Genomic DNA, 24,952 nt, shown 5'->3' with positions numbered 1-24,952 from the left:
ATATAATGACCGGCTTATTTCTTCCCTTTGTTTAATTTTTTCCTGGCTTTCTTTTTAGCCTCTTGTACTTCTTCCGGTTTATCGGAAGATGTTTGCTTGTTAATGATATACTGCTGAGCAACAGAAAGCACATTATATACCAGATAGTAGAGACTTAGTCCGGCTGCAAAATTATTGAAGATGAAGAGCAGCATCACCGGCATGATATACATGAACACTTTCATGTTTGGTCCGCCGCTGGATGGTGCGCCGGAACTCATACCGCCGGTAACTTTGGTTTGAAGAAACATAGCTGCAGACATCAACAGTACAAATCCGGCCAGTTGATCTCCCATCAAGGGTATAGTGAACGGCAAATCTAAAATATAATCCGGTGCCGATAAGTCAGACGCCCATAGGAATGATTCCTGTCGAATAATCATCGAATTCTGGAAGAAGTAAAAGAGCGTAATCAGGATTGGGAACTGCATCAGCATAGGCAGACAACCTCCAAGCGGATTTACTTTCGCTTTTTTGTAAAGAGCAATAGTCTCCTTCTGCTGCTTCTGAGGATCATCCTTGTACTTTTCCTGTATTTCTTTAAGCTGAGGCTGTAACTCACGCATGGCTGCCATGCTCTTGAAACTCTTCTGGGTGAGAGGGAAAAGCATCAGCTTAATGATGACTCCAAACAGAATGATCAATACTCCATAGTTGGAGATAAACATGCTGCCAAATGCAAAGAATGGGATAATGGCATAACGAACCAGTGGGTCCGCAAACCATCGGAATAGTGCATACCCTATTTCAATAACATCATAGGCATGCTCATCATAATTTTTCAGATCGTTGTATCGAAGCGGCCCTGCATACATTTCATAAGAGAGAACGGGATTGTTTACAATGCTTGATTGTAAAAATACCTGATAGTGGTGCTGTGTTCCCTGCTCGCTTGGGTCACCGTCCACTTCACCAATCATTATGGACGCGTTAGCACCTGTAATAGGCTTAATATACTGACCAAAAAAGCGAGAACGTGTGGATACCCAGTCAATCGTGCCGTTTATTCTCTGTTCATTTCGTCCTGCTTCCTCAAGTTTGAATTTTTCTAAAACTCCTCCTGCATAGGTGTACGCCATGCTGTTTTGAGCGTCCAACACACGATCTTTCTCTGTAAGATTCAATGGAGACTTCCAGCCGAATTCAACATTTGTGCCGCTAATATATTGCTGCATTTCATTCAGCTCAATATCCAGGTTATATGCATAGTGATCTGCATAAAAGGTGTACGTGAAAACAATAGAAGCATTATTTTCAACTGGGAGCCTATACGAAAGGGATACACTGTCTTCGTCTGATATTGAAATCTTGTTTTGATCAAACAGCGGTTCAAAAAGCAGTTGGTCGGTCTCAATATTGTAATTTTGAGAGGAGAGAAACTCCATAGAGTAAGCCGATTTTGTTGTATCGGCAATCATTTGAACTAACTTCTGATCCCATGTTCTATGCCCGAGCAGAGTATATTTAGAAGGACCTGCACCAACATTTGTCAGTTCTAATTCATAAAGAGGAGTGTGAACTACAGCAAGGCTGGTGTCCGCAATACCTGAATTATCAAAAACCCCAAAAGAAGGCCGGTTTTGATCTGTAGCCTGTAGCGTTTCCTGAGCCGGTTCGGTTATTTCCGTTTCACGTTGTACAGCAGGATCCTGAGGTTCTGTATCTTCCTCAACTTGAGCTGCAGCTATACTGTCCTGTCTTAACTGTTCCTGTTGCTGGCGCTCCATTTCTTCCTGGCTTGGCATTGTAAACCATGCCCAGGCTATCGTGAGAACAAAAATGAGTAGAAGTCCTGTAACCGTATTCTTATCCAAAATTGCTTCCTATCTATTTAGTGTCTTTGGTTGTTGAATGATCGTTAAGACCAGATTTAAATTTTGTTCGCAAAAGCCGTTCTCTTGTTTTTATGAGGATGGGGATCATATCATCTTCAATACTTTTGTATGAAAGATCAGGCCTGTTAGCTAAAAAAAGACCGTGAAATCCAAAAGTTTGTTGATCAAAGAGATCACTGAGGTGGGCTTTCTGGTGGCGGTACACTTCACGCAATAACCGTTTAGCTTTATTGCGCTGTACCGCTTTGGGAAATTTTTTCTTCGGAGCTGTAAATCCAATTAAACAGCCTTCAGATGAATCCGGGTAGATTCTGTATCGGAATTGGATAGAGTCTGTGTTCAAAACAGTCGACTTTTCGAAGAGGCGTTGGAAATTTTTTTTGCCCCGAAGAATTTTTGATCGCGGTAGAGAAAAATCAGTATTACTTGATGGGGGACTATTTCGGTCCTTTTTCATTACTTACCGTAAGCTTATGGCGTCCTTTTTTACGGCGTCTTTTAATCACATTTTGCCCATTGGAAGATTTCATTCGCTTCCTGAAGCCGTGCTTATTTGATCTCTTACGCTTGCTTGGTTGATACGTACGTTTCATGACTAAACTGAATTATTAGCTAAAATTCGAAATCCTATTTTTAGGTAGACCCCAAAAATAAGAATAAAATATTTAAAATCGAATGCTTTATTTACTTTAATAGGAGTATTATAACTTCGGAACGTATTCCAATCTTTCCGGTCTTTATTCGTTGCATAAGTCGAATTCAAAGTTTAGCACTTATTTCTTGTGCAATTCTGAAATTCAGCCTCTGTAAAAGGAGTGTTGAACTGCCTGCTGTTAAGCTGTAACTTATGAAGTTCATTCAAAAATATTTTTAACTCCTATTTAACTGTATGTTAGACAAGATATCCAAAGCCCTTACGACAATATTTGGAACGAAAAGCGAAAGGGATCTAAAAAAATTGTGGCCCATTGTTGATGAAATCAACAGCTTTGAAGACGAAATGAAAGCGTTGACGGATGATGAGCTCAAGCAGAAAACAGAATCGTTTAGAGAACTGATAAAAGAGAGAACCAAGGATGTCAGTGATCAGATTTCCGAAATTAAAAAGAAGATGGATTCCAATGATGAGTCTATCTCCCTTGAAGAGAGAAGAGAATTTTCCGATCGCCTGAGCGAGCTGGAACAGGAGTGGCTCGATATTCTGGAAGATACACTGGATGAAATTATGCCGGAAGCGTACGCCGTTTTAAAAGATACTTGCCGGCGGTTTGTTGGAAAAAGCTGGAAAGTAGCGGGTACAGAAATTGAATGGGATATGATACCCTACGATGTACAGCTGATTGGGGCGATTTCAATGCATCAAAGCAGTATTGCGGAAATGAAGACCGGTGAGGGTAAAACTCTTGCCGCGATATTTCCAGCCTACTTAAACGCGCTTGCAGGACGCGGTGTCCATATTATTACGGTAAATACCTACCTCGCACAACGGGATGCGGAATGGAATGAGCCTATTTTTAACTTTCACGGGCTGCATGTAGACTGTGTTGATCGCTACAATCCAAACACAGAACCTCGTCGAAAAGCGTACCGCGCTGATATCACGTACGGCACCAACAACGAATTTGGCTTCGACTACCTTCGTGATAACATGGTGATTGAAGAAGAACAGCTTGTACAGAGAGATTATCACTTTGCAATTATTGATGAGGTCGATTCTATTCTGATTGATGAAGCCAGAACGCCACTGATTATTTCCGGTCCGGTTCCTCAATCGAACAGCCAGCAGAAATATGAAGAGATGAAGCCACGGGTCGAATCCTTGGTGAAAGCTCAAAAAGCGCTGGTCGCCTCTCTTGTAAATGACGCTGAACGCCTTCATAAAGAAGGAAAGAATGACGAGGCCGGTCTTGCGCTCTATCGGGCTGAACGGGGTTTTCCAAAAAACAAGAAGTTTAGAAAACTGATGCAGGAAGCAGAGTATCAGCGATTGGTACAGCAGACTGAAAGTTTCTATCTGGCTGATAATGCCAAAAACCTGCCTATTGTTGATGAGCATCTCTACTACGCGGTAGATATGAAGCAGAAATCTATCGAGATGACGGAGAAAGGCCGTGATTTTATCACCAAAGAAGAAGAAGGTGATGAGTTTTTTGTAATTCCTGATTTGGGTACCGAAACCTCTGAGATTGAAGAGGAGATGGATCAGCTCGAAAAAGAGAAAATTGAAGAGATCAGAAATAATGATGATTTCAGCGATGAGTACAAGGAGAAGAAAATTGAGGAGGCAAAAACGGAGCTGAAGCAGGAACGTGAAAAACGCTTCAATGAACTGCACAGATTATTTGCCGAGCGCGGCGATCGTATCCATACGGTTAATCAATTGCTTAAGTCCTACACACTTTTTGAGAAAGAAGAGGAGTACATCGTTCAGGATGGAAAAGTTCAGATTGTAGACGAACACACCGGTCGTGTGCTTTCCGGGAGACGATATTCAGACGGACTCCACCAGGCGATTGAGGCGAAGGAGGAAGTAAAAGTTGAAGCTGCCACACAAACCTACGCAACGATTACGCTTCAGAACTACTTCCGGATGTATCATAAGTTATCCGGTATGACGGGAACTGCTGCTACGGAGGAGGGTGAGTTCAATGAAATTTATGATCTGGATGTAACCGTAATTCCAACCAACCGCCCGATTATTCGGGATGACCGGGAAGATCTGATTTTCAGAACAAAACGAGAGAAGTATAAAGCATCAATCAATACCATTCGGGAGTTTCACGAAAAAGGTCAGCCTGTACTTGTGGGTACAACCAGTGTTGATGTCTCCGAACAATTGAGCCGGATGCTGAAACATGCTAAAATTCCGCACAACGTATTGAACGCGAAACAGCACGCTCGTGAGAGTGAAATTGTAGCCCAAGCCGGACAAGTTGGAGCCGTAACCGTGGCTACAAATATGGCGGGTCGTGGTACAGATATTAAACTTTCTGATGAAGTAAAAGAGAAGGGTGGACTTGCCATTTTGGGTACAGCGCGCCACGAGTCTCGCCGGATTGACCTCCAGCTTCGCGGTCGTGCCGGTCGTCAGGGAGATCCGGGAATGTCGCAGTTTTATGTATCGCTTGAAGATGAATTGATGACCTTGTTTGGCGGTACAGACCGAATTGCCAACATCATGGATAAGCTGAACTTTGAAGAAGGCGAGGTCATTCAGCATCCATGGGTGAGTAAATCACTCGAGCGCGCTCAGAAAAAAGTGGAGCAGAACAACTTTGCGATTCGTAAACGACAGCTGGAGTTTGATGATGTACTGAACAATCAGCGAAATGTTGTCTACTCTCGTAGAAAGCACGCACTCCTGGGTGATCAGCTGCAGAGTGATATTTTCGATATGCTCGAAGATATGGTGGAAGGCATTGTTGATCAGTACTATCCTGAAGGATTATTCGAGGAACTTCGCGATGAAATTCTTCGTCAATTGGCTGTGGAGGTTGAAATTGACCGCGATCAATGGGCCATTTTGGGTGAAGACGGACTTGTGGACCATATTATTGAAAAGGCCTACGAAAACTATCGCAGAAAAGAGCGAATGGTTTCTGAACCGCTTTACAGAATTATCAAGCAGATTAAGGAGGGTGATTCTGAGAAAAAGCCATCTAAAATTCAGGTGATTTTCACAGACGGAATGCGACGAATGCGAATCGTTGTAGATGTTGATCGTGCCTATGAAAACGAAGGACGCGAAGTAGCGAGATCCCTCGAACGTTCAGCGATCCTATCAACCATCGATAACAAGTGGATGGAGCACCTGCGCGAGCTGGATACCGTTAAGGAGGGTATCGGACTGCGCTCGTTTGCTCAAAAAGATCCTCTGATGGAGTACAAAAAAGAGGCTTTTGAAATGTTTAAAATGCTGATCGATGAGATCAACAAAGAGACCATTTCACTGATCTGGAAAGCTGTTCCTGAAGTTCAGGCCGATCAGGGTAAAGTTCAGGCAGCTCAGAAAGAGAAGAGCAAATACGATATGAGTAAAGCTCAGGCTGAGCAGGCAGACGCAACTAATATGGGTTTCCGCGGTAACCGGCAAGCTGATGGAGACGGTCAGCAGAAAGCCTCAGCACCCGGAGAAAAACGACAGCCTGTTACGGTTGAAGATGAACCCGGACGTAACGACCATGTGAAGCTTCAAAACATCAATACGCAGGAAATAAAAGATGTGAAGTGGAAATACGCCAAGAAGATGGTAAATGAAGGCGGCTGGGTTGTTATAGAAAAGTAACTACGCGAAGACCTTCTTCCAATTCCTCCAAGGGTTTGAAACCATTGGAGGGATTTAGCTTATCTAAAAATCGTAAGTTCGATATAATTTTATCGATGATCGTCAGTTTGAGCGCAGTTTAAACCGTTTTTTGATCGGAACGGAGTCGAAAACACATTTCGACTTCATTTCGAGGAAAAAGCCCCCTCGAAATTGCGCTCAATGTGACGTAATGCATTAGACGTAATGCATTATTTGAGGCATCTTTATCTCGAACTGACGTTAGTTAACATAGAAATTACTCGTGCCGCGACTGTTTTGTAGGTACCCTACCGAAGCGAAACACCCAATAGAAAATACCAGACCGTTAATGCGGCTAGTTTTACGGTTTGATTGTCCCGGTCAAATTCAGGATTAACTTCACACAGATCAAATGATGTGACTTTCGGGTGATTGCCAAAACCGTATGCGAGCTTAAGCCAATCTTCTTTAGTGATTCCGGATGCATTTGGAGCACTGACACCCGGTGCATCGGCCTGTCGGACGGCATCCATATCCATCGTTACCATAATACTGTTCTCATCAAAAAGGTTAAGACGATTGAGAATGGCATCCACAGAAAAAGACTGTTCAAAGACAGCCTCTCCCCGGTTTTGGACATATGCAAGATGATCAACCAATACCGAAGCGGGATTCAGCCCGTACACATTATAAGATTTACAGATTCCGGACTGATGTTCTACGGCCTGACGAAAAGGAGATCCGGAGTGAGCTTTACCTTTTTTCAATTCACGCACATCTGCATGGGCGTCGATGTTAATGATATTCACGGGAAGCTCTGATTTTGCGTATCCAAGAAAGTGGCCAAAAGCCGTTTCGTGTCCGCCACCCAAAATTACAGGCAATACCTGATCAGAAAGAGAACTCGCGGTAGATTTCCCCAAACGTTTATGATCGGCCGATAAATCACCGGAGCATTCCAGTAAGTTCAAACTCTCTGTTCTTTCCAGCGATTTGATATGCTTGTCAAAATGAATCGGGTGTGGCGTTAGTTTCAACAGCTCTTCAAAAATCAACTTGGGTGCTTTGGAAGCTCCGGGCCTGCCGCCGTTGATCTTCACCCCTTCATCTGATGGAAACCCGATGAGACGAGCTTTCGGGATAGAACTATTTTTCCCGATAAAATCTCTAAGGCGAGGATCTTCCTTACTCATTTTCAGCCTGTTCATTTCGGTGTTTTGCAGCCAGATAAAATCGTCGTCTCCGCTTCCATTCTTGCCAAAATATTGAGAGAATGGTAACAGCTACCAGCGGCAATACAAAAAATAACATTGTATTGCTGAAAGTCCCCAGAAGATCGTGATCGGTAGAGTAGAGAAACAGGTAGAGTACATACGCAACATACATAATCAGGAATACTGATCCCTCAAATCGATCTATTTTGTGGCGGGTAAAGAATATTGGTAGACAGGCAAAAGAAGCGGCAATGAGAATGAGCAGATCAAACCGGACAAGTGAGGGTTGAACAGGGATGGAAGCCGGAATAACCAATCCGGTGACACCGAGAACTACAAGTATGTTGAGAATATTACTTCCCACAACATTTCCAACGGCTATGTCTTTCTCTCCTTTCAGCGCTGCGACGACAGCGGTTACGATTTCGGGCAGTGAGGTGCCTATTGAGACAACCGTAAGCCCAATGATCAATTCACTGATTCCGGCCATTTCTGCAAAAATCACCGCGCTATCAACCAGCCACCGGGCGCCGAAAACGAGCAAAAGCAAACCAACAATTCCGGTAATAATCAGGACCGGGGTGGAGGTGGGTAATTTTTCGATTTCTGCATCCATATCGGAGTGTTTGTTTTCACGGATCAGAAATGTGAGATAAATCGCGAGCAGAATGACGAGGATCAGACTTTCCCAGAAATAGATAAAACCGCTCAGTGCAAAGAGATAAAGCAATATAGTGACCCCGATCATGACCGGTACATCTACACGGATCAGTTTAACATTCACTTTCAGTGGAAGAATAAGCGCGGCTATTCCTAAAATCAGCAGTGTATTGGAGATGTTACTGCCTACAATATTACCGAGAAGAATATCGGCTTTACCGGCAAATCCGGCCTGCAGACTAACGCCAAGTTCAGGTGCACTTGTTCCAAAAGAGACGACGGTTAAACCCACGATCAATTTGGATATTCCAAACCTTACGGCCAGGCTGGATGATGAGCGAACCAATAACTCCGCGCCCCCAATAAGTGCGATGAGACCAAAAATGAACCAAAGTGTGGTTGATAGCATAAAATCAGTTGAACCGTTTACCCTTTAAAAATCCGAATGTCATTCTAGAACCCCTGTAATGATACAGCCATTCATTTACATTCTCAGCATCAATAATCAGAAAATCAGCAGATTTACCGGGCACGATAGAACCAAGTGTTTTGTCCCGGTTGATCGCTTTGGCGGCATAGATCGTTGCCCCTTTCAGTACTTCGGCCGGAGTGAGTCTGCCGTGATTGCAAGTTAGCATCATGGCAAGTGAAAGATCAAATGTGGGTGCTGAGCCGGGATTGAAGTCTGTTGCAACGGCAACTTCTACTCCTCCGTTCACAAGTTTTCTGCAGTTGAGGTAGGGCTGCTGAGTGTAGAGTGAGGCGAGCGGCAAAGTTACGCCAATCACGCCTTTCTCTGACATTTGGCGGATTCCCTCATCGGAAATCTGTTCCAGATGATCCGCGCTCACTGCTCCAACCTCAGCCGCAAGTTCTGCACCGCCACCGGATGAGAGCTGATCAGCGTGGAGTTTAGGGGTGAGACCATGCTTTTTTCCGGCTTCGAAAATAGTTCGGGCTTCATCAATGGTAAATGCTGACTCCTCCACAAAGATGTCACAAAATTCGGCAAGGTTCTCTTCAGCTACGGCAGGGATCATTTCATTAATGATCAGGTCGATGTAGCCCTGTCGATTTTCTTTGTATTCGGGTGGAAAAGTGTGCGCGCCCAGAAATGTTGTTGCGATGTGAACCGGAGATTCTTTTTTCAGCCGTCTGTAGACCCGAAGCTGTTTTAGTTCATCGTCAAGTGAGAGACCGTATCCGCTCTTGCACTCGATAGCCGTGACTCCCTGCCGGTGTATTTCATCTAATAATCCTGCCGCTTTTTCAAACAGTTCATCTTCTGAAGCTTTGCGAGTGGCTTTTACAGTGGATAGAATTCCGCCGCCGGCTTTAGCGATCTCGAGATAGCTTCGGCCCTGAATGCGCATCTCAAACTCATCAGCCCGCCAGCCGCCAAAGCAGAGATGTGTGTGGCAGTCCACCAATCCCGGAATGACGATTTTCCCACCGGCATCAAAAGTCTCTGCGGATTGATACTTTTCCGGAAGTTCGGACTTTTTTCCGACCCACTCTATTTTATCATCAACCCAGGCGATAGCCGCGTTTTCTATAGGATGAATATCAGGCTGACCGCCTTCGTCCCGGCAGGTGTAGAGGATTGAGATGTTTTGGAGAATTGGCATAAAAAATGAAATATCGGCTATCTATAATTGATTGAATATCCTGCTTGTAATGAAGATCAGAATGAGTTTGGATTAAATGATCTATGCCACTCTATTTAAAATGTATTGTCAGACAGTGTATTTGGCATAGAGTTTTTCTTTTACCTCGTCCCAGGGAATCAACTCATCTGGATTCTCTTCAGCATAGTTAATTCTTTTGTCCAATTCTTTTTTTTGCTCTTTCGTAAGGCTAAATGACTCTTCTGTCATTACTTCATCCCATAACTCTCCAATCAGGATGATTTTTTCATCATCGGATAATTTTTTTAGTTCGGGAATCTTCTCTTTAATCATGTCGCTGCCCAATATTATTGATGTTCAACAGAAGTATAACGGATCTAAGTCAATTTTTTTGATATTTCATCTTCAGCTTTCTCAAGCATCTCCGCTCCTCTCAATAAATCTACAGCTTGATGGATGTCATCCTTAAAATATTGATCTTCAGTTGCGTGCGGAATGGTTTTTCTGATGACTTCATGCGCTTTTTCCACACCCTTACCCGGCCGAAGCGGCTTGCGGAAGTCGAGCGCCTGAGCTGCGGTGAATAGCTCAATTCCAAGCACCTGTTCCACATTTTCATATACTTTCAGGAGATGCAGAGCGCTGATGCTGCCCATACTCACATGATCCTCCTGACCCAGACTGGTCGGGATGGAGTCGACCGATGAGGGATGACAAAGCACTTTGTTTTCTGATACCAGCGCCGCCGAAGTGTACTGCGGAATCATAAACCCGGAGTTGATACCTGTCTCCTGCATCAGGAGTTTGGGCAATCCATCGTGACCTTCCAGCAGAAGATAGGTTCTTCTCTCAGAGATGCTGGCAATTTCCGCCAGGGCTATTTTTGCAAAATCGAGAACAAGCGCCAGCGGCTGACCGTGAAAATTTCCTCCGCTGATGATGTCCCCATCCGGAAAAACGAGCGGATTGTCGGTCACCGAGTTGATCTCTGTTTCAACCACCGAAACGGCATGATTGATCGCATCCCGGCTGGCACCGTGAACCTGTGGAACACAGCGCAGGCAGTAGGGATCCTGCACTTTCCCGCAGTGGCGGTGCGATTCCAGAATTTCACTTTCAACCAGCAAATTCCGAATATTTTCAGCCACATTCTTCTGCCCCTGATGCGGACGAATGTTGTGAATTCGCTCATCAAACGGTTTGATGCTCCCCTGCAGAGCCTCCAGGCTCATGGCAGAAACTACATCGGCCATTTTAAGAAGGTGCAGAGATTTTTCCAGGATAAAGGCGCCATATCCACTCATCAGCTGGGTGCCGTTAATGAGCGATAGTCCGTCTTTGGGCTGAAGGTCGATTGGTTCAAGGCCGTTATTCTTCAGAACCTGATCGGCGGGAAGGGTTGCTGAGCCATCTTCATTCCAGAACTCACCAAAACCAAGCAGGGGAAGCGACATGTGGGCCAGCGGTGCCAGATCGCCCGAAGCACCAACACTTCCCTTTTCGGGAATGGCCGGAATCCAGTCCTTTTCGATAAAAAGCATTAATCGGTCAAACGTTTCTTCAGAGATGCCGGAGTAACCGATAGCTAATGCGTGAATTTTTAGCTGTAGCATCAGGCGGGAGATCTCCTTTGGAATCAGGTTCCCGACTCCTACGGAATGCGACAGAATCAGATTTCGCTGGAGCTGTTTCAGGTCGCTGTCATTCACCCGCTTACCGGCCAGAGCACCAAACCCGGTATTTATGCCGTAGTAGGCGCTGCCGTCTTTCAGGGCGTTATCAACCACTTTCCGGGAATCAATCAGGGCTTTCTTGTCCGTTTTAAGCTGATTGATTCGTCTTTCCAGATCACCATACAGTTTGCTGATACGGATATTTTTCATAATAGAATATTTCGGGCAAATTGATTGTGTATCATGAAGAAACAGCGGTTGTAAATTACTTAAGATCTCTTCAGAATGAAAGCCGAGCAGTGGTGGATAATCTCTGCTATTTCAAGACTTTTACACCCCTCCCTCCGTAAACGGAGTACTCCCCTCGAGGGGAGATTTTTGCTCATAGTAAATGGCGACATCAAAATGCATTTACGATAAAATGATAAGTCATTACAAGAGCGGCAACTACTTTGATGAATGTACTGACAAAAAATCCAAGAACAGCTCCCATTGCCGAACGCAAGGCTTCTTGTGTAGTCTTTTTATTGATGAGTTCTCCGACATAAGCTCCGATGATCGGCCCAAAAACAATTCCAAGAGGAGGGAATATAAAAAAGCCGGCAATGGCCCCAATGATACTACCCCAGATTCCATAGGATGATGCACCCATCTTTTTTGCTCCGGCGACGGAAGCGATCTGCTCCAGAAACTGAATCATCACTACGATCACTGCCCAGACAATCAAAAAACGAAGGCTGAATGGCGGGTTTTCGGTGAGTTGAAGCACTAGCAGTCCCACATATGAAAATGGAAGCCCGGGAAGAATAGGGAGAAAGGCGCCGATGAGTCCGGTGATCATCAAGAGAATTCCGAGTATAATGAGGATTGTTTCCATGGGATTTACTTTTCAGCTATTATTGAAGGCCTGAGCTAAATGGCCAATTCAATTTACGAAAGCGAACCGGAAAAGATTCGTCCCAAGTACAACGGGGCGCTGATCCGTTGAAATATAATTTCATAAAAATATGACCAACGAATCAGTATGTTGCAGCGTTGAAATGAGGCAGAATTTCCGAGTCAGATGACTCGGGGTTTGGGATAATCAATCCGTGATTCCCGGCAGATCCACTCCTCTTTCTTTGGCTACATCTTGTGCTAATTCGTAACCGGCATCGGCGTGGCGCATCACTCCGCTTCCGGGATCGTTGGTGAGAACCCTGCGCAATCTTCGATCGGCCATTTCTGTTCCATCGGCTACACAAACCATTCCGGCATGAATGGAATATCCGATCCCAACTCCACCCCCGTGATGGAGGCTCACCCAGCTTGCTCCGCTGGCCGTATTGAGCATGGCATTCAGGAGCGGCCAGTCAGCGATAGCGTCTGATCCGTCCTTCATCGCTTCGGTTTCCCGGTTGGGCGATGCGACCGATCCTGTGTCCAGGTGGTCCCGTCCAATTACAATCGGGGCTTTTACTTTTCCTTTTTTGACAAGCCAATTAAATTTCTCTCCCATCTCGGCACGTTCGCCATACTCCAGCCAGCAGATTCGGGAAGGCAGTCCCTGGAAGTGAATTTTCTCCTGAGCCTCATGAATCCATCTCCGAAGTGCGTCTTTTTCCGGGAAGGTTTCGAGAATGGCTTTATCTGTGACTGCAATATCATTGGGATCGCCGGAGAGAGCCGCCCAGCGAAACGGTCCGGAACCCTTGCAGAATAATGGACGAATGTAGGCCGGTACGAATCCCGGAAAATCGAACGCCTCTTTCATGCCGCGATGATCCGCAACCTGACCGCGAAGGTTGTTACCGTAATCAAAAGTAATGGCGCCCCGTTTTTGCATATCGAGCATAGTTTGGACGTGGGCTACCATCGAATCCAGAACATCGTTCTCATATCCTTCAGGATCGCTATCGCGTTTTTCAGCAGCTTGATCGAGCGTGTAACCGGCGGGTATGTATCCAACCCGCAAGTCGTGGGCAGAGGTTTGATCGGTCAGCACATCGGGAATTACGCCTTTATGCATCAGTTCAGGGAGCACTTCCGCAACATTTCCAAGCAGGCCAACGGACAGTGCTTCTCCCTCCGCTTTTGCATTCATTACCTTGTCGAGAGCATCATCCAGGTCAGTACACTTCACATCACAATATCCGGTTTTGATACGCATATCAATCCGGCTTTCATCTACCTCTATACCCAGAAAAGCGGCGCCGTTCATGGTGGCTGCAAGCGGCTGAGCTCCGCCCATTCCGCCGAGTCCGGCTGTAACCACAAGTTTTCCCTTGAGTGAACCGTCGAAATGCTGACGGGCGCATTCGGCAAACGTCTCATAGGTGCCCTGTACAATTCCCTGCGAACCGATGTAGATCCACGATCCGGCGGTCATCTGCCCATACATGGTCAAACCCATTTTATCGAGCTTCCGGAATTCCTCCCATGTGGCCCAGCGTGGAACCAGGTGTGAATTGGCAATCAAGACTCGCGGTGCTTCTTCATGCGTACGAAAGACACCGACCGGTTTTCCACTCTGAATCAACATTGTTTCGTCATTTTCCAGCCGCTTCAGGGTTTTTATGATCCGATGATAGCTTTCCCAGTTCCTCGCAGCCTTCCCGCCACCGCCGTATACAATTAATTCATCCGGCCTTTCAGCAACGTCCGGATCAAGATTGTTCATTAACATTCGCATGGCTGCTTCCTGATGCCAGCCTTTGCAGCTCAGTTTTGTACCGTGAGGGGCTTTGATGTTTTTTTGAATGTTATCCATGAGTTAAAACAATTTAAGCTTAAAAAGGTGTTGTTAAGAAAACTAAATGTGAAAAAATGAAGATGCAGCGTAGTTTACTATTAATAAAAAATGAATGGTTGTATTTGGAGTACAAATCTCTACACTACTGAGATTCAGATAGTTACATCAAGAATAGTGAAAATTGGTATTTGATTAAAATGACTAGTACAGAGATGAGACGCTGCTTGGGTGTTATTATAATGTTTCTGCTATTTGCTGCAGATGGTTTTGCGCAGAATAGCAACGATTACAGAAGGGTGAGCCTGTCCCTTTACGGAGGAGCTACATTAGGTTATCCGGATGATGACAATCAAATCTTTGGCAGTAACTACAATACATTTACAGAGACTACATACAACTTTGGCGGAGGAGTTCAGTATGCGATTTCCCCATTCTGGTCGGCTGAACTGGGTTACCGATACAACACCATTAAAGGTGTAGGTGATGGAGGATTTGAAACAGTTATCCATTCTGCTTCTTTAAAAAATACGTTCAATTTCAACCGTCTCTATCGACGTAACCAAATCTCTGAATGGGTAAACCCCTATCTGATTTTAGGATTTGAACAGGACTACTTTAAATATGAGCTTGGTGATGAGGATGCCAGCGGATTTGAATCAGCTATACTCGGTGGTTTGGGAGTAGCAGTCAGTATTACAAATTCTGTTGATGTTTTTTCACAGTTTGAAATAAAAATGGCATCCAACGGGCTGGATAATTCGAGACGCGGATTTCCCTTCGATCAGGTGGGAATGGCTACCGGCGGGATTCGTATCAACTTTGGGCGGGGCGATTCTAAACCGCTTAACCTTTCTCCGGCAGTTAAAAAGTTAACAGATGCCGAGTATGATAACTTTATCGAAAGCACCGAGGAGTTCAAAGCGGCAAGCCGGGAGATAGAGGCTCAGCGCACCAAGTTGACTGAGATGGAAGAGAAATTCGATGAGTCTGAAAAGAATTACCGGGAAAAAATTGAAAGACTGGATGCATTTACAAAAGTTCTGGAATCCAGAATTGATACGCTCGAATACAGACTCGACAATCTGGAGATTTCAGTTGAAGAGAGGATTCAGGAGGGAGATCAGGTTCTCAAGAGTGAAGTTCCTGCCGGACACTACGTCCAGGTTTTTGCAGCCACAAGCTATGAGTCCGCAAACAAGGTGAAAGAGATCTTTCATGAACTTTTAAGTGATGAGTTTGAGAACCCTGAAGATATCGTGTTTGTGATTGAACGCGGCAGATTCTACGAGGTTTTGGTCGGAAACTTCTCACAGCTCGAAGATGCTCAAAGAGCCCATGACATTGCCTCAAGCAGGCTTTCTGACGCATTTATTATCACATTCCCCAGGCCGCTGCATCTGAAAGATGAATATCGGGGTACTGCAATTTTACACGACTAATTGATTGGGCAAGTATTACATATTTAACGTGATATCGTCAATCTTTTCGGGTAAATGGAGAAAAGGAATAAAACACAAAATATCCCCTTCGAAGGGTATGAGGTTCGTAAGAGCCGAGGGGGATGACTCGCTGAGCTAAGATAAGGCTTAAATACTCATGATTTAACTTCTATTCACAAAGTTTCATCCACTTTGTTCCTCCGCAAGCCGGCTGAGCGGGCACATCCAATAGACTTTTTTGTCGAACTCACGTCAGGTAATCAAAAGGAACTGAACTTACCCCAAAGCACCCATTGGAATAGGGCAGTCCAATGCCTCTGAAATCGCTCGTGTAAGTTCTTTTTCCTCAATAGATAGAACCTTATCCGAAGAGATGCAGTGAATGATTGCTCTCAAAACATATTTTTTAACCGGATTTGAAGAGGCCGCAAGTTCATCAAGAGCCTGATCAACTTTTTCGATTGTACACTCATCTTTGCTTAAAAGAGAAGCGTCTGACGGAAGAAGTTTCCTAATCGTTTTTACTCCGGCTTCCCAGGCTGCCTCAGGATTTTCATCTGATAAATAGGAGAGAGCGGAGAGCACAACCGACATTTCGTGACCCAGTGTCTTAAAATGATGATGACGAATTTCCGGTTCCTTCCGACTTGAAAATGCGGTGTCGAGCTGACGAAGGAGTAATTTTTCAATCGCGAAGGCGAACAGGTTTTCCCGGTCAGATTTTTTAATAATACTCTCTAAAACAGATCGGAAAGATTGGTACTGTTCTTTGCTCAATTGACGAAGCGTGGGCAGTGACATTTCAGCAAGTGGCAGGAACCATTCGCGCGAAGCTTCTGAAAGCTGTGTGAACAGTTTTTGTGTAGCCTCTGAGATGCTTTCATCAACGCGTTCTTTAAACCAGTCGGGAAGCTTTTCACGTGACGTTGCGAAAAGTAAAGCAAACATTAACGCTTCGGCCTCCAGAGGCTCATGAGTTGCCTTTTTGAGATTTTCAGGCAGGTCATTTAACAATTCGCCCGCTTTTTGTATATGATTACCATCAAGTGTTCCTATGGCCCCGAGAATCACTTCAGGGGTAAGCGCCGGGTGTCCCGCAAAACCACCTTTTTCGGGTTGCCCTTTGTCACCTGAGACACGCTGTTCCTGAAACTTCTGTTTCATTTTTTCCCGGCGCCTGAAATCTTCAGGATTGAGAGAAGGTTTAATCGCTTTTATTCGTTTTTCGATAGGAGGATGTGTTGAATAAAGCTTATCAAGAGCTGAGTGGAAACTGCTCGCGAAAAAAAGATGGCTCATCTCCATGGCGTGCCCGTCGTTGATTTCCGCGCCTTTAGCTTTCAATCCAATTTTGTTGAGTGCGCCGGCAAGCCCGTCAGGATTGCGGGTATATTGAACGGCTGCAGCATCGGCCAGGTATTCCCGCTGTCGCGAAATTGCTGACTGGATCATTCTGCCAAAAATCATTCCGATATATCCTATGATAATTAATGAGAGGCCCATGACTATAATCACGATCGTAATGTTTCCGCTTCCCTTGCCATCGTTGCTGCTTCTTGATCTTGTGCCTCTTGAGAACATCATACTTCGCATGAGAACCATGCCCATGATATGGATCACTAATATACCGTTTAAAATACCGATCAGCCTGATATTCAGGCGCATATCACCATTGAAAATATGACTGAATTCATGCGCGATTACACCCTGGAGCTCGTCCCTGGTAAGCTGTTCGAGAGCCCCACGGGTTACACCCACCGCAGCGTCATTGGTCCCAAAGCCTGCGGCAAAAGCATTGATGTTCTCTTCATTGTCGAGTACGTACACTTCAGGAACCGGCAGACCGGACGCGATTGACATCTCCTCTACGACGTTCATCAGGCGACGTTCATCAATGTCTTTTGTTGAGGATTCCACCTGCCGGCCGCCTAAGAGCTCTGCTACCGCGGATCCGCCCTTTCTAAGTTGCGCAACCCTGAATAATGTCCCGATAGAGATGGTAATCAGTACTATAATAGAGACGATGACGAGCCAGACAGGATTGATCCAGCTTGTATCTGAAAATCCGGCAAGCTGCCATCGATAAAGAAAAACACTCACAAAGTATATCGATAGGATAATTCCAACCACGGCCAGCAAGTAGTAGAAAATTAGCCTGCCGGTCTTACGCTTGGCCTGATCCTGGGCTTCAAAAAAATCCATCAGCGTACGTTAAAGGTTACCATTCAATTGAAATATTTAGACAATATGAAAACAGAAAAAGATCTGTAAAACCAAAATGGTTAATTGAATGATACTTTTGGAGCTTCTCTTTCAGCTTCATTGTCAATGATAAACTCCTGAGCCTGATTAAAACCAAACATGCCGGCAAAAATCGTGTTTGGAAACTGTTCACGGTAGGTGTTGTAGTTCATTACAGAATCATTGAAAGCCTGCCGTGCAAATGCGATCTTGTTCTCTGTTGAGGAGAGCTCTTCAGACAGCTGCATCATATTCTGATTGGCTTTTAAATCCGGGTAGTTTTCTGAAAGAGCAAAAAGTCTGCCAAGCGAGCCGGTGAGCGTTTGTTCAGCACCCATTAAATTTTTCATGGCATTTGGATCATCAGGCTGACTGGCAACTTGCTCTTCTGCCTGCTGTGCCTGGTTTCTGGCCTGAATAACGGCCTCCAGGGTTTCCCGCTCATGTTTCATGTAAGACTTGGCAATTTCAACAAGATTCGGGATCAAGTCATAACGCCTTTTTAACTGCACGTCAATCTGGGCAAAGGCATTTTTGAACCGATTTCGGAGAGCGACGAGTTTATTGTAGATACTCACAGACCAGGCTATGAGAATAATTATAAGGACGGATAAAATTATGAGAGTTGTCATATGAAGGAAGAATTTAGTTGTTATCAGGCCACCGTTACATCCTGTTGGTCAGAAATATACAAGAAGTGAGTTATTGTACAAATTGTGGTTTATTCATCACATTCATTTAAGTAATATTTACATCCCTCGTCACGGTGCTCTGCTCCGGGGCGGCAAGCAAGCAGCTCCGCTGCAAAAACACATTCATTACTCATTTGGGTAATTATTTACCCGATTCTTAATAAGTTTTGTATAGTTAGTTATAACATGTAAGCGAAATCACGCTGAGAATACAGTCATTTTTGAACGAACAGGTATTTCTATGAAGGACTACATTTCACGAAAACAGTTTATCAAGAGAGCCGGCACAGCAGCGGCACTGGTTTCTGTCGGATTTCCATCCATTATTTTACCGCGGCGTGACAGAAAATTGGGTGTGGCACTTGTCGGCTTGGGAAGGTATAGCACCGGAAGGTTGGCGCCGGGTTTACAGCTGACAGAACATTGTGAATTGAGGGGAATTGTAACCGGCTCACCTGAAAAGATTCCGGTTTGGCAAGAGAAATATGGTATTCCCGATCGGAATGTGTACAGCTATGAAACATTGCCTGAAATTGCCAATAACGACGATATTGATATCGTGTATATCGTCACACCGCCATCTATTCATGCCCGGGATGCAATTGTTGGTGCTGAGGCCGGTAAGCATGTATGGTGCGAGAAACCGATGGCGAAAAATGTTGAGGAGTGTCAGGCTATCATTGATGCAGCTAACCGGAACGGGGTTCATTTATCGATTGGTCATCGAATGCAGCATGAACCTAATACCCAGACAATCATCAGGTATGGAAAAGAAAAAACCTACGGCGCGGTAACGGAAATCAAAAGCGGAGCGGGCTATAGAGGATCTTATCCGGACCCAACCAACTGGCGAGTCAGATCTGAAATGGGCGGAGGTGCACTCTATGATATGGGAGTGTATCCGATCAATGCATCACGCTACTCTTCCGGCCTTGAACCTGTAGCTGTGCGAGGCAGGCAGTGGTCGGAACGCGAAGAGATGTACAGTGATGTGGATGAGTTTACCGAGTTTGAAATGAAATTTCCCGGAGATTTGAGATCGCATTGCGAAACGAGTTTTGGCAAGTCGATGAACTATCTTGACATTGATGCCGAAAATGGATGGTACAGACTTCGGCCGTTTCAAAGTTATAGCGGCGTACAGGGAGAGACAAGCAGCGGAAAAGTTCTTGAGGCAGATCCGGGGCATCAGCAGGCTCGTCAAATGGATAATGAGGCGCGGGCAATTAAAGAGAACAGATCTCCAATTGTGCCGGGCGAAGACGGTTTATCAGATATCCGCGTTGTTGAAGCAATCATGGAATCATCAAGGAATGGTGGCGACTGGGTTCAGTTGTGAATGAAAGCTGAAAATTTTACGTCTGAGGAGATGAGTTAAATTCTTTATTTCTGCTCTTTGGCGATAGTTCACGAAAATTAAAACTGGTGCTCTTTTTCTCGCAGAGCTGCGCAGGTAATTTCGCTAATTATCGCAGACATTCTGCATGAACTTGAGGTTCATTCAGCCCCAAAGAAATGGGTAGAAAACAGGAACAGAGATTTACTCCACAATTACGCTGCAGCAGGTGAGCCCGGCTTCAGCTTTCGCCATCTCGGATTGATCAACGGTAATTACATCATACCCTCTTTCAGCAAGAAGTTCGGCTGTTCGGGGAAATGCTTCCGGACAGAGAGCCCAATTGTCCCGCCTCATCACATTGGCTCCATAAGGCTCATCCGGATGAACTGAGATGGTGTGGTAATCTTCAAAAATATCTCCATCAACCCAGTCGGGATTGATCAATAAAAGATCATCTTCGAGCGGAGTCAGGGCTGTTTTTAAATGCAGGCAATCTGTGACCTCAATTCCATGCACATTATATCCGAACGGTTTCAGAATTTGACCAAATTGGCGAATCGCCTCCCGATTGGTGCGTTGCGAAATTCCGATATAGACATTTTTACCCAGCACAAGCACATCACCGCCATCCACGGTTCCCGGAGCTTCTATGTGATGGAGCTCACGGTACTCCTTCAGTACTTCTGCCATAGTTTCTGTCTCAGGCCTTCTCGATTCAGCCCCCGGCCTTGTAATGATGGCAAGCTCATCAAAAACAACGGCGGCATCTTCAACAAAAACTCCATCGGGCAGTTCGGGTGTTTCAGGAAGCCGGCGAATGGAGTAGCCCATCTTTTTAAGCGCGTTTTCGTACTGATGATGTTGCTCCCCGGCTTTACTGATGTTAATAGGTTGTCTGTCCAAATGGGTTAATTCACATTCAGATAACTTCGGGCTAATTTTCCTTGTGAGTGCAGTTGCCATGAGATTCAGATATAAATTTTAGACTGAGTTCGATAGTAAATTGCCATGTAATTACTCCAAAAGTCCCCTTATAAAGAGAAAAGTCAGCAAAAATAGTGAAAATCCTATGAACTCCCTTCTTTAGAATCTGTGAAAAAATGCCACGGTTCATCTTTTGACGCGAAGCGAAACACGGAATTTCAAAGAAAACCAGGTTCTTTTCCGTGATTCCGTGGCAATAAAGCACAGTGGATGGATCAACGATGTTGAAGGGCAGCATAAATTCACAGTCTCTTTAAGGTGTGCCTAGGCAGATTCGTCATTGGTTTTCATACATCGAATTCACGTTTATCAATCAACATATCTTGTCTTACATGAGCCTTCAGATTGTTTTTTTATATATTGACACTTTAATAAACCAAATCTCGAAAAATTGTTTGATATGATTGGTGCTGCTAAACCAACTTTCTCTAAGTACTTGTTGAGCTTTCTGTTGATAATTTTTGCTGCTCTTCCACTCAATAGCCTGGCAGCAAATAATCTGAATTTCGAAAATGATCAGGAGGAGTTGGTCATAGGCACGAGGGTTGTTCCTCCTTTTGTAATAGCTGAAGGGAATGGCGAATACAGCGGAATATCCATCCAACTTTGGGAACATATTGGCAATGAGCTGGGACTGGACTTTACTTACAAGGAGGATGATATCCAGGGAATGCTGGACGGTATTTCCGGAGGAGACTATTTTGCCGCCGTTTCCGCACTCACAATCACATCGGAACGGGAAGAGAGCGTAGATTTTACCCATCCATTTTATGTGACCGGTTTGGGAATTGCCGTGCCGTATAAATCGACAGGTTTATTAGGATCCATTCAATCTCTTTTCACTGTGGACTTCTGGTGGGTTGTGCTTCTATTGATTGGCTTGCTGCTATTTTGGGGTGTTTTGGTCTGGATTTTTGAAAGGCAGGAAAACCAGGAAGAGTTTGGCGGCAGTGCAGCAGAAGGAATCGGTAATGGATTCTGGTGGGCGGCCGTAACCATGACTACGGTCGGTTACGGAGATAAGTCACCCCGAACATTGGGCGGACGAGTAGTAGGGTTTATATGGATGTTTACCGCCATTATTGTGATCTCATTTTTTACTGCTTCCATCGCTTCCAGTTTAACGGTAACTCAGTTAGACAGTAGGGTAACCGGACCGGGAGATCTTCCAAATGCCCGGGTTGGGGTTTTGGTGAACTCTGCAACTCAAGAGTATATGAATCAGGAAAATATAAGGGTGCAAACTTTTGATTCAATAGATGAGGGACTGGAAGCCGTTAACGAAGAAGATATTGATGCTTTTGTACACGATGCACCAATTATTGGATATATGATACAGCAGGATTACAGAAATCAGGTAAGGTTGCTGCCCAACACGTTCAATGATCAGTACTATGGGATTGTATTACCGCTAAACAGCGAGTACCGGAATGAAATAAATCAGGTTTTGCTGGATTATATCAATAGTGAAGAGTGGAATTCTATGCTAAGAGATTATTTTGGTGACTTGTAAATAATGTGTATTTGAGATAAGGATTTGAAATATGAGTCTCTATTATTTGGAAATGTTTTGAAAGAATGAATGCTTAGGCAATTATGCCCTCTGTATTACTTTTGGGCCGCCAAAAGTAATCAAAAACTCCCGACTGTGATTGCTTCCGGGCCTGGTTTGCCCGCGCGGTTACACAACATCAATCGCTCCCAAGGGAGCAGATGTTGCGATTTCTCCCGCGCTTTGATGCAAACCATGCTAATTCTCCACCAATCAAGGCCGGTGGGTTCTTTTTCATTTTAAAAAAAGTATGAAGTAATATTGGAATCCGGTTTCATTCCATCATTAGCTGAAAAATGAGGATACTTATCGGTTTCCAAATTCAACGATTTTTTATCGAATTGATGTTAAGTACTTTAAAATTTCATCTTACATTCGACTTTAATCTAAATCTGAAATAGAAAGAGATTGGCAACAGATCAACAATCAGCATCGGTAAATCGTACAATGGGACTTTTTGGAGCCCTTGGCATTGGGGTTGGGGCCATGGTAGGGGGAGGTATACTTGCGCTTGCCGGTGTCGCTTTTGCAGTTAGTGGGCCGTCTGCAATTGTTGCTTTTATTCTTAACGGAATAATAGCCATAATTACGGCTCTCAGTTTTGCAGAAATGGCATCCGCCAATCCTCAGTCCGGTGGAACATACACCTATGCAAAAAAAGCTCTTTCACTGCAGGTTGCTTTTGGTGTTGGATGGATTGTCTGGTTTGCATCACTTGTTGCCGCGGTTTTATACGCCCTGGGTTTTGGTTCATTTGCTGTGTTCGCTCTCCAACAGATTCCAATAAGTGGTTTTCAGGATATCGTGGGCCTGAAACTTTTCTCTGTTCTGCTTGCTTTGGCAGCCATTGCCTACTTCACATTTAAACTTACCAGAAGTTCGGGCGACGGCGGTGCATTTATCAATATCGGGAAGCTGGTTGTTTTTGCAATTCTGATAGCAGGAGGTCTGGCGGTATTTGTTCAGACTCCATTTTCGCATATCAAGCAGAGCCTGGACCCGTTTTTTTCAGGCGGATTCAGCGGGGTGGTGGCCGCAATGGGATACACGTTTATAGCCATGCAGGGTTTTGACCTGATTGCATCGGCAGCTGGAGAAATTAAAAATCCCGAAAAAACTATTCCAAAAGCGATGATCGGAACGCTGGTTATTGGTCTTTCGATCTACCTTCCTCTCCTTTTTGTAATGTCTACCGTTGGAGTTTTGCCCGGCGAATCGATTGTGGAATTGAGCCGTGATAATCCTGAAACGGTTTTAGCTATTGCGGCTCAAAACTATCTTGGCGCGTTTGGCTTTTGGCTGGTACTGATAGCCGGTATATTTTCGATGCTTTCGGCTCTTCAGGCTAATCTGTTCGCGGCTTCACGCATTTCACTCAGAATGGCGAACGATCGCACGTTGTCTCACCATATGGCAAATATTGATGAACGCTTTGGCACGCCCGTTACTTCTGTATGGGTTACGTCAGGAATTGTAGGCCTGCTTGTTTTGATACTGCCCGATGTAGCGGCCGCAGGTGCTGCCTCCAGTTTGATCTTTCTGATAACGTTTGCTCTCGGCCATGTGATTATGATGCTGATGCGCAGTCGCAGCTACAAGGAGACAGAGACCTTTAAAGCACCTTATTTCCCGGCTCTGCCGATCGTTGGAATGACTGCCTGCGTTGCGTTGGCCATCTTTCAGGCTATTGTTGAACCGGCCGCAGGAGTGATTTCTCTATTCTGGCTGATAATCGGAGGTGTTCTGTTCGTTTCATTTTTTGTGAAGAAAGCGGAAGCTATTGAAGCATCCGAGCAGGCTCTGGACCCGGATCTGGTTCGGCTCAGGGGATTAAGCCCGCTGGTTCTGCTCCCGATCTCAAATCCTGCCAATGCCGAATCCATGGTATTTGTTGCCAATGCACTGGCTCCTCCCGTAGTAGGCCGCGTTTTGCTGCTGTCTATTGTAATACCCAGCATTGAGAAAGATGATATCGACAGGCGACTGTCCAGCAGCGGAGATGTAACTCAATATGCATTAAAGGCTTCTTTTGAGGCGGGACTTCGACCCGATACACTAACCACGATAGCTGAACATCCCTGGGAGGAGATTGAGCGGGTGGCTAAGGTTCACAACTGCAGAAGTTTGCTTTTGGGATTAAGTGATTTGAATGATGATGAAACCAGTCAAAACCTTGAAAAGCTGGTTAAGCATGTAAAATCTGATGTTGTAGTTTTTCGTCAGCCCTACAGCGGCTGGAAAATCACGGAAGCGAAAAAAGTATTAATTCCCGTTGCCGGTTTTAGCAGTCACGATACGTTAAGAGCTCGTATAGCCGCAAGCTTGTGGCGAAGTTCACAGCCTGAGATGAAATTTATTCAAATCCTTCCGTCCGATACTGCTGAAGAGATCATAAAGAAAAATCATCAGCGCCTGACACGTTTTGCAAGTCGAATTATACCGGGTAAAGTTGAGGTTGAAGTGATACCCAATAACGATGTTATTAACGAGCTGGTATCTCAATCTAACCAACACGATCTGGTTATTATGGGGCTGGGTAAACCAACCGCCAAAGAAAAGGCGTTTGGCAAGATAGCTATGGAGCTGGCTGAGAATTCCGATTCTGCCCTGATCTTTATCAGTAAAAAATAACCGATTCAG

Annotated in this window: 18 protein-coding genes; 5 read left to right on the top strand and 13 right to left on the bottom strand. The window is 44.8% G+C overall.

The window, feature by feature from the left end:
- Nucleotides 1-14 precede the first annotated feature (14 nt).
- From yidC to rpmH, 3 genes are read right to left on the bottom strand one after another with little or no spacing between them, the layout of a single operon-like run.
- A complete protein-coding gene (gene yidC / locus U5K35_RS17390; protein ID WP_322572792.1) occupies nucleotides 15-1,853 on the bottom strand; it encodes a membrane protein insertase YidC in 1,839 nt (612 codons plus the stop codon).
- Between the two features lie 13 nt (nucleotides 1,854-1,866).
- Entirely contained in the window at nucleotides 1,867-2,331 is a 465-nt protein-coding gene (locus U5K35_RS19835; protein WP_416221662.1) for a ribonuclease P protein component, read from the bottom strand.
- Nucleotides 2,312-2,467, bottom strand: a complete 156-nt coding sequence (rpmH, locus tag U5K35_RS17385; protein WP_322572791.1) for a 50S ribosomal protein L34 — start codon at nucleotides 2,465-2,467, stop codon at nucleotides 2,312-2,314. The genes U5K35_RS19835 and rpmH overlap by 20 nt, the downstream gene beginning before the upstream one ends.
- 308 nt (nucleotides 2,468-2,775) lie before the next feature.
- On the opposite strand from rpmH, the gene secA reads away from it, so the two are divergent.
- Complete coding sequence (secA, locus tag U5K35_RS17380; RefSeq protein WP_416221666.1) at nucleotides 2,776-6,159, top strand: preprotein translocase subunit SecA; 3,384 nt, start codon at nucleotides 2,776-2,778, stop codon at nucleotides 6,157-6,159.
- Nucleotides 6,160-6,467: 308 nt separating this feature from the next.
- Here the strand turns inward: secA and U5K35_RS17375 are convergent, their stop codons facing one another.
- The 7 genes from U5K35_RS17375 to hutU all read right to left on the bottom strand — a co-directional run bounded on the left by U5K35_RS17375 (nucleotide 6,468) and on the right by hutU (nucleotide 14,083).
- Nucleotides 6,468-7,352, bottom strand: a complete 885-nt coding sequence (locus tag U5K35_RS17375) for a formimidoylglutamase (protein WP_322572789.1) — start codon at nucleotides 7,350-7,352, stop codon at nucleotides 6,468-6,470.
- A complete protein-coding gene (locus tag U5K35_RS17370; RefSeq protein WP_322572788.1) occupies nucleotides 7,345-8,442 on the bottom strand; it encodes a calcium/sodium antiporter in 1,098 nt (365 codons plus the stop codon). Before U5K35_RS17370 ends, U5K35_RS17375 begins: the two co-directional genes overlap by 8 nt.
- Before the next feature lie 4 nt (nucleotides 8,443-8,446).
- Entirely contained in the window at nucleotides 8,447-9,661 is a 1,215-nt protein-coding gene (gene hutI, locus U5K35_RS17365) for an imidazolonepropionase (RefSeq protein ID WP_322572787.1), read from the bottom strand.
- A gap of 108 nt (nucleotides 9,662-9,769) precedes the next feature.
- Nucleotides 9,770-9,994, bottom strand: a complete 225-nt coding sequence (locus tag U5K35_RS17360) for an addiction module protein (protein ID WP_322572786.1) — start codon at nucleotides 9,992-9,994, stop codon at nucleotides 9,770-9,772.
- 44 nt (nucleotides 9,995-10,038) lie between these two features.
- Entirely contained in the window at nucleotides 10,039-11,544 is a 1,506-nt protein-coding gene (gene hutH / locus U5K35_RS17355) for a histidine ammonia-lyase (protein WP_322572785.1), read from the bottom strand.
- Nucleotides 11,545-11,734: 190 nt separating this feature from the next.
- Nucleotides 11,735-12,211, bottom strand: coding sequence for a DUF456 domain-containing protein (locus tag U5K35_RS17350; RefSeq protein ID WP_322572784.1), 477 nt, complete (start codon nucleotides 12,209-12,211; stop codon nucleotides 11,735-11,737).
- Between the two features lie 207 nt (nucleotides 12,212-12,418).
- Entirely contained in the window at nucleotides 12,419-14,083 is a 1,665-nt protein-coding gene (gene hutU / locus U5K35_RS17345; protein ID WP_322572783.1) for a urocanate hydratase, read from the bottom strand.
- Nucleotides 14,084-14,262: 179 nt separating this feature from the next.
- Between hutU and U5K35_RS17340 the strand changes: the two genes are divergently transcribed.
- Nucleotides 14,263-15,504, top strand: a complete 1,242-nt coding sequence (locus tag U5K35_RS17340) for a hypothetical protein (protein WP_322572782.1) — start codon at nucleotides 14,263-14,265, stop codon at nucleotides 15,502-15,504.
- A 276-nt stretch (nucleotides 15,505-15,780) separates the two neighbouring features.
- On the opposite strand, the gene U5K35_RS17335 is transcribed toward U5K35_RS17340, so the two are convergent.
- Together U5K35_RS17335 and U5K35_RS17330 are read right to left on the bottom strand one after the other, a co-directional pair.
- On the bottom strand, nucleotides 15,781-17,706 hold the full coding sequence (locus U5K35_RS17335; protein ID WP_322572781.1) for a M48 family metallopeptidase: 1,926 nt from the start codon (nucleotides 17,704-17,706) through the stop codon (nucleotides 15,781-15,783).
- Between the two features lie 80 nt (nucleotides 17,707-17,786).
- A complete protein-coding gene (locus U5K35_RS17330) occupies nucleotides 17,787-18,377 on the bottom strand; it encodes a LemA family protein (protein WP_322572780.1) in 591 nt (196 codons plus the stop codon).
- Between the two features lie 301 nt (nucleotides 18,378-18,678).
- On the opposite strand from U5K35_RS17330, the gene U5K35_RS17325 reads away from it, so the two are divergent.
- A complete protein-coding gene (locus tag U5K35_RS17325; RefSeq protein ID WP_322572779.1) occupies nucleotides 18,679-19,776 on the top strand; it encodes a Gfo/Idh/MocA family oxidoreductase in 1,098 nt (365 codons plus the stop codon).
- 201 nt (nucleotides 19,777-19,977) lie between these two features.
- On the opposite strand, the gene U5K35_RS17320 is transcribed toward U5K35_RS17325, so the two are convergent.
- The gene (locus U5K35_RS17320; RefSeq protein WP_322572778.1) at nucleotides 19,978-20,679 is read right to left on the bottom strand and encodes a dimethylarginine dimethylaminohydrolase family protein; all 702 of its coding nucleotides are present in this window, start codon (nucleotides 20,677-20,679) and stop codon (nucleotides 19,978-19,980) included.
- A 481-nt stretch (nucleotides 20,680-21,160) separates the two neighbouring features.
- On the opposite strand from U5K35_RS17320, the gene U5K35_RS17315 reads away from it, so the two are divergent.
- Complete coding sequence (locus tag U5K35_RS17315; RefSeq protein WP_322572777.1) at nucleotides 21,161-22,273, top strand: transporter substrate-binding domain-containing protein; 1,113 nt, start codon at nucleotides 21,161-21,163, stop codon at nucleotides 22,271-22,273.
- A gap of 447 nt (nucleotides 22,274-22,720) precedes the next feature.
- A complete protein-coding gene (locus U5K35_RS17310; protein WP_322572776.1) occupies nucleotides 22,721-24,943 on the top strand; it encodes an amino acid permease in 2,223 nt (740 codons plus the stop codon).
- Nucleotides 24,944-24,952 lie beyond the last annotated feature (9 nt).

Source organism: Rhodohalobacter sp. (genome assembly GCF_034521535.1).
GTDB lineage: Bacteria > Bacteroidota > Rhodothermia > Balneolales > Balneolaceae > Rhodohalobacter.
The sequence above is the reverse complement of the archived record's forward strand: the minus strand, read 5'-3'. Positions and strand labels throughout refer to the sequence as shown.

What these genes read in the sequence shown, in the direction of transcription:
- U5K35_RS19835 (WP_416221662.1), bottom strand. Translation starts at nt 2,331, where the DNA reads ATGAAAAAGGACCGAAATAGTCCCCCATCAAGTAATACTGATTTTTCT.
- rpmH (WP_322572791.1), bottom strand. Translation starts at nt 2,467, where the DNA reads ATGAAACGTACGTATCAACCAAGCAAGCGTAAGAGATCAAATAAGCAC.
- U5K35_RS17375 (WP_322572789.1), bottom strand. Translation starts at nt 7,352, where the DNA reads ATGAGTAAGGAAGATCCTCGCCTTAGAGATTTTATCGGGAAAAATAGT.
- U5K35_RS17370 (WP_322572788.1), bottom strand. Translation starts at nt 8,442, where the DNA reads ATGCTATCAACCACACTTTGGTTCATTTTTGGTCTCATCGCACTTATT.
- hutI (WP_322572787.1), bottom strand. Translation starts at nt 9,661, where the DNA reads ATGCCAATTCTCCAAAACATCTCAATCCTCTACACCTGCCGGGACGAA.
- U5K35_RS17360 (WP_322572786.1), bottom strand. Translation starts at nt 9,994, where the DNA reads ATGATTAAAGAGAAGATTCCCGAACTAAAAAAATTATCCGATGATGAA.
- hutH (WP_322572785.1), bottom strand. Translation starts at nt 11,544, where the DNA reads ATGAAAAATATCCGTATCAGCAAACTGTATGGTGATCTGGAAAGACGA.
- U5K35_RS17350 (WP_322572784.1), bottom strand. Translation starts at nt 12,211, where the DNA reads ATGGAAACAATCCTCATTATACTCGGAATTCTCTTGATGATCACCGGA.
- hutU (WP_322572783.1), bottom strand. Translation starts at nt 14,083, where the DNA reads ATGGATAACATTCAAAAAAACATCAAAGCCCCTCACGGTACAAAACTG.
- U5K35_RS17340 (WP_322572782.1), top strand. Translation starts at nt 14,263, where the DNA reads ATGACTAGTACAGAGATGAGACGCTGCTTGGGTGTTATTATAATGTTT.
- U5K35_RS17335 (WP_322572781.1), bottom strand. Translation starts at nt 17,706, where the DNA reads ATGGATTTTTTTGAAGCCCAGGATCAGGCCAAGCGTAAGACCGGCAGG.
- U5K35_RS17330 (WP_322572780.1), bottom strand. Translation starts at nt 18,377, where the DNA reads ATGACAACTCTCATAATTTTATCCGTCCTTATAATTATTCTCATAGCC.
- U5K35_RS17325 (WP_322572779.1), top strand. Translation starts at nt 18,679, where the DNA reads ATGAAGGACTACATTTCACGAAAACAGTTTATCAAGAGAGCCGGCACA.
- U5K35_RS17315 (WP_322572777.1), top strand. Translation starts at nt 21,161, where the DNA reads ATGATTGGTGCTGCTAAACCAACTTTCTCTAAGTACTTGTTGAGCTTT.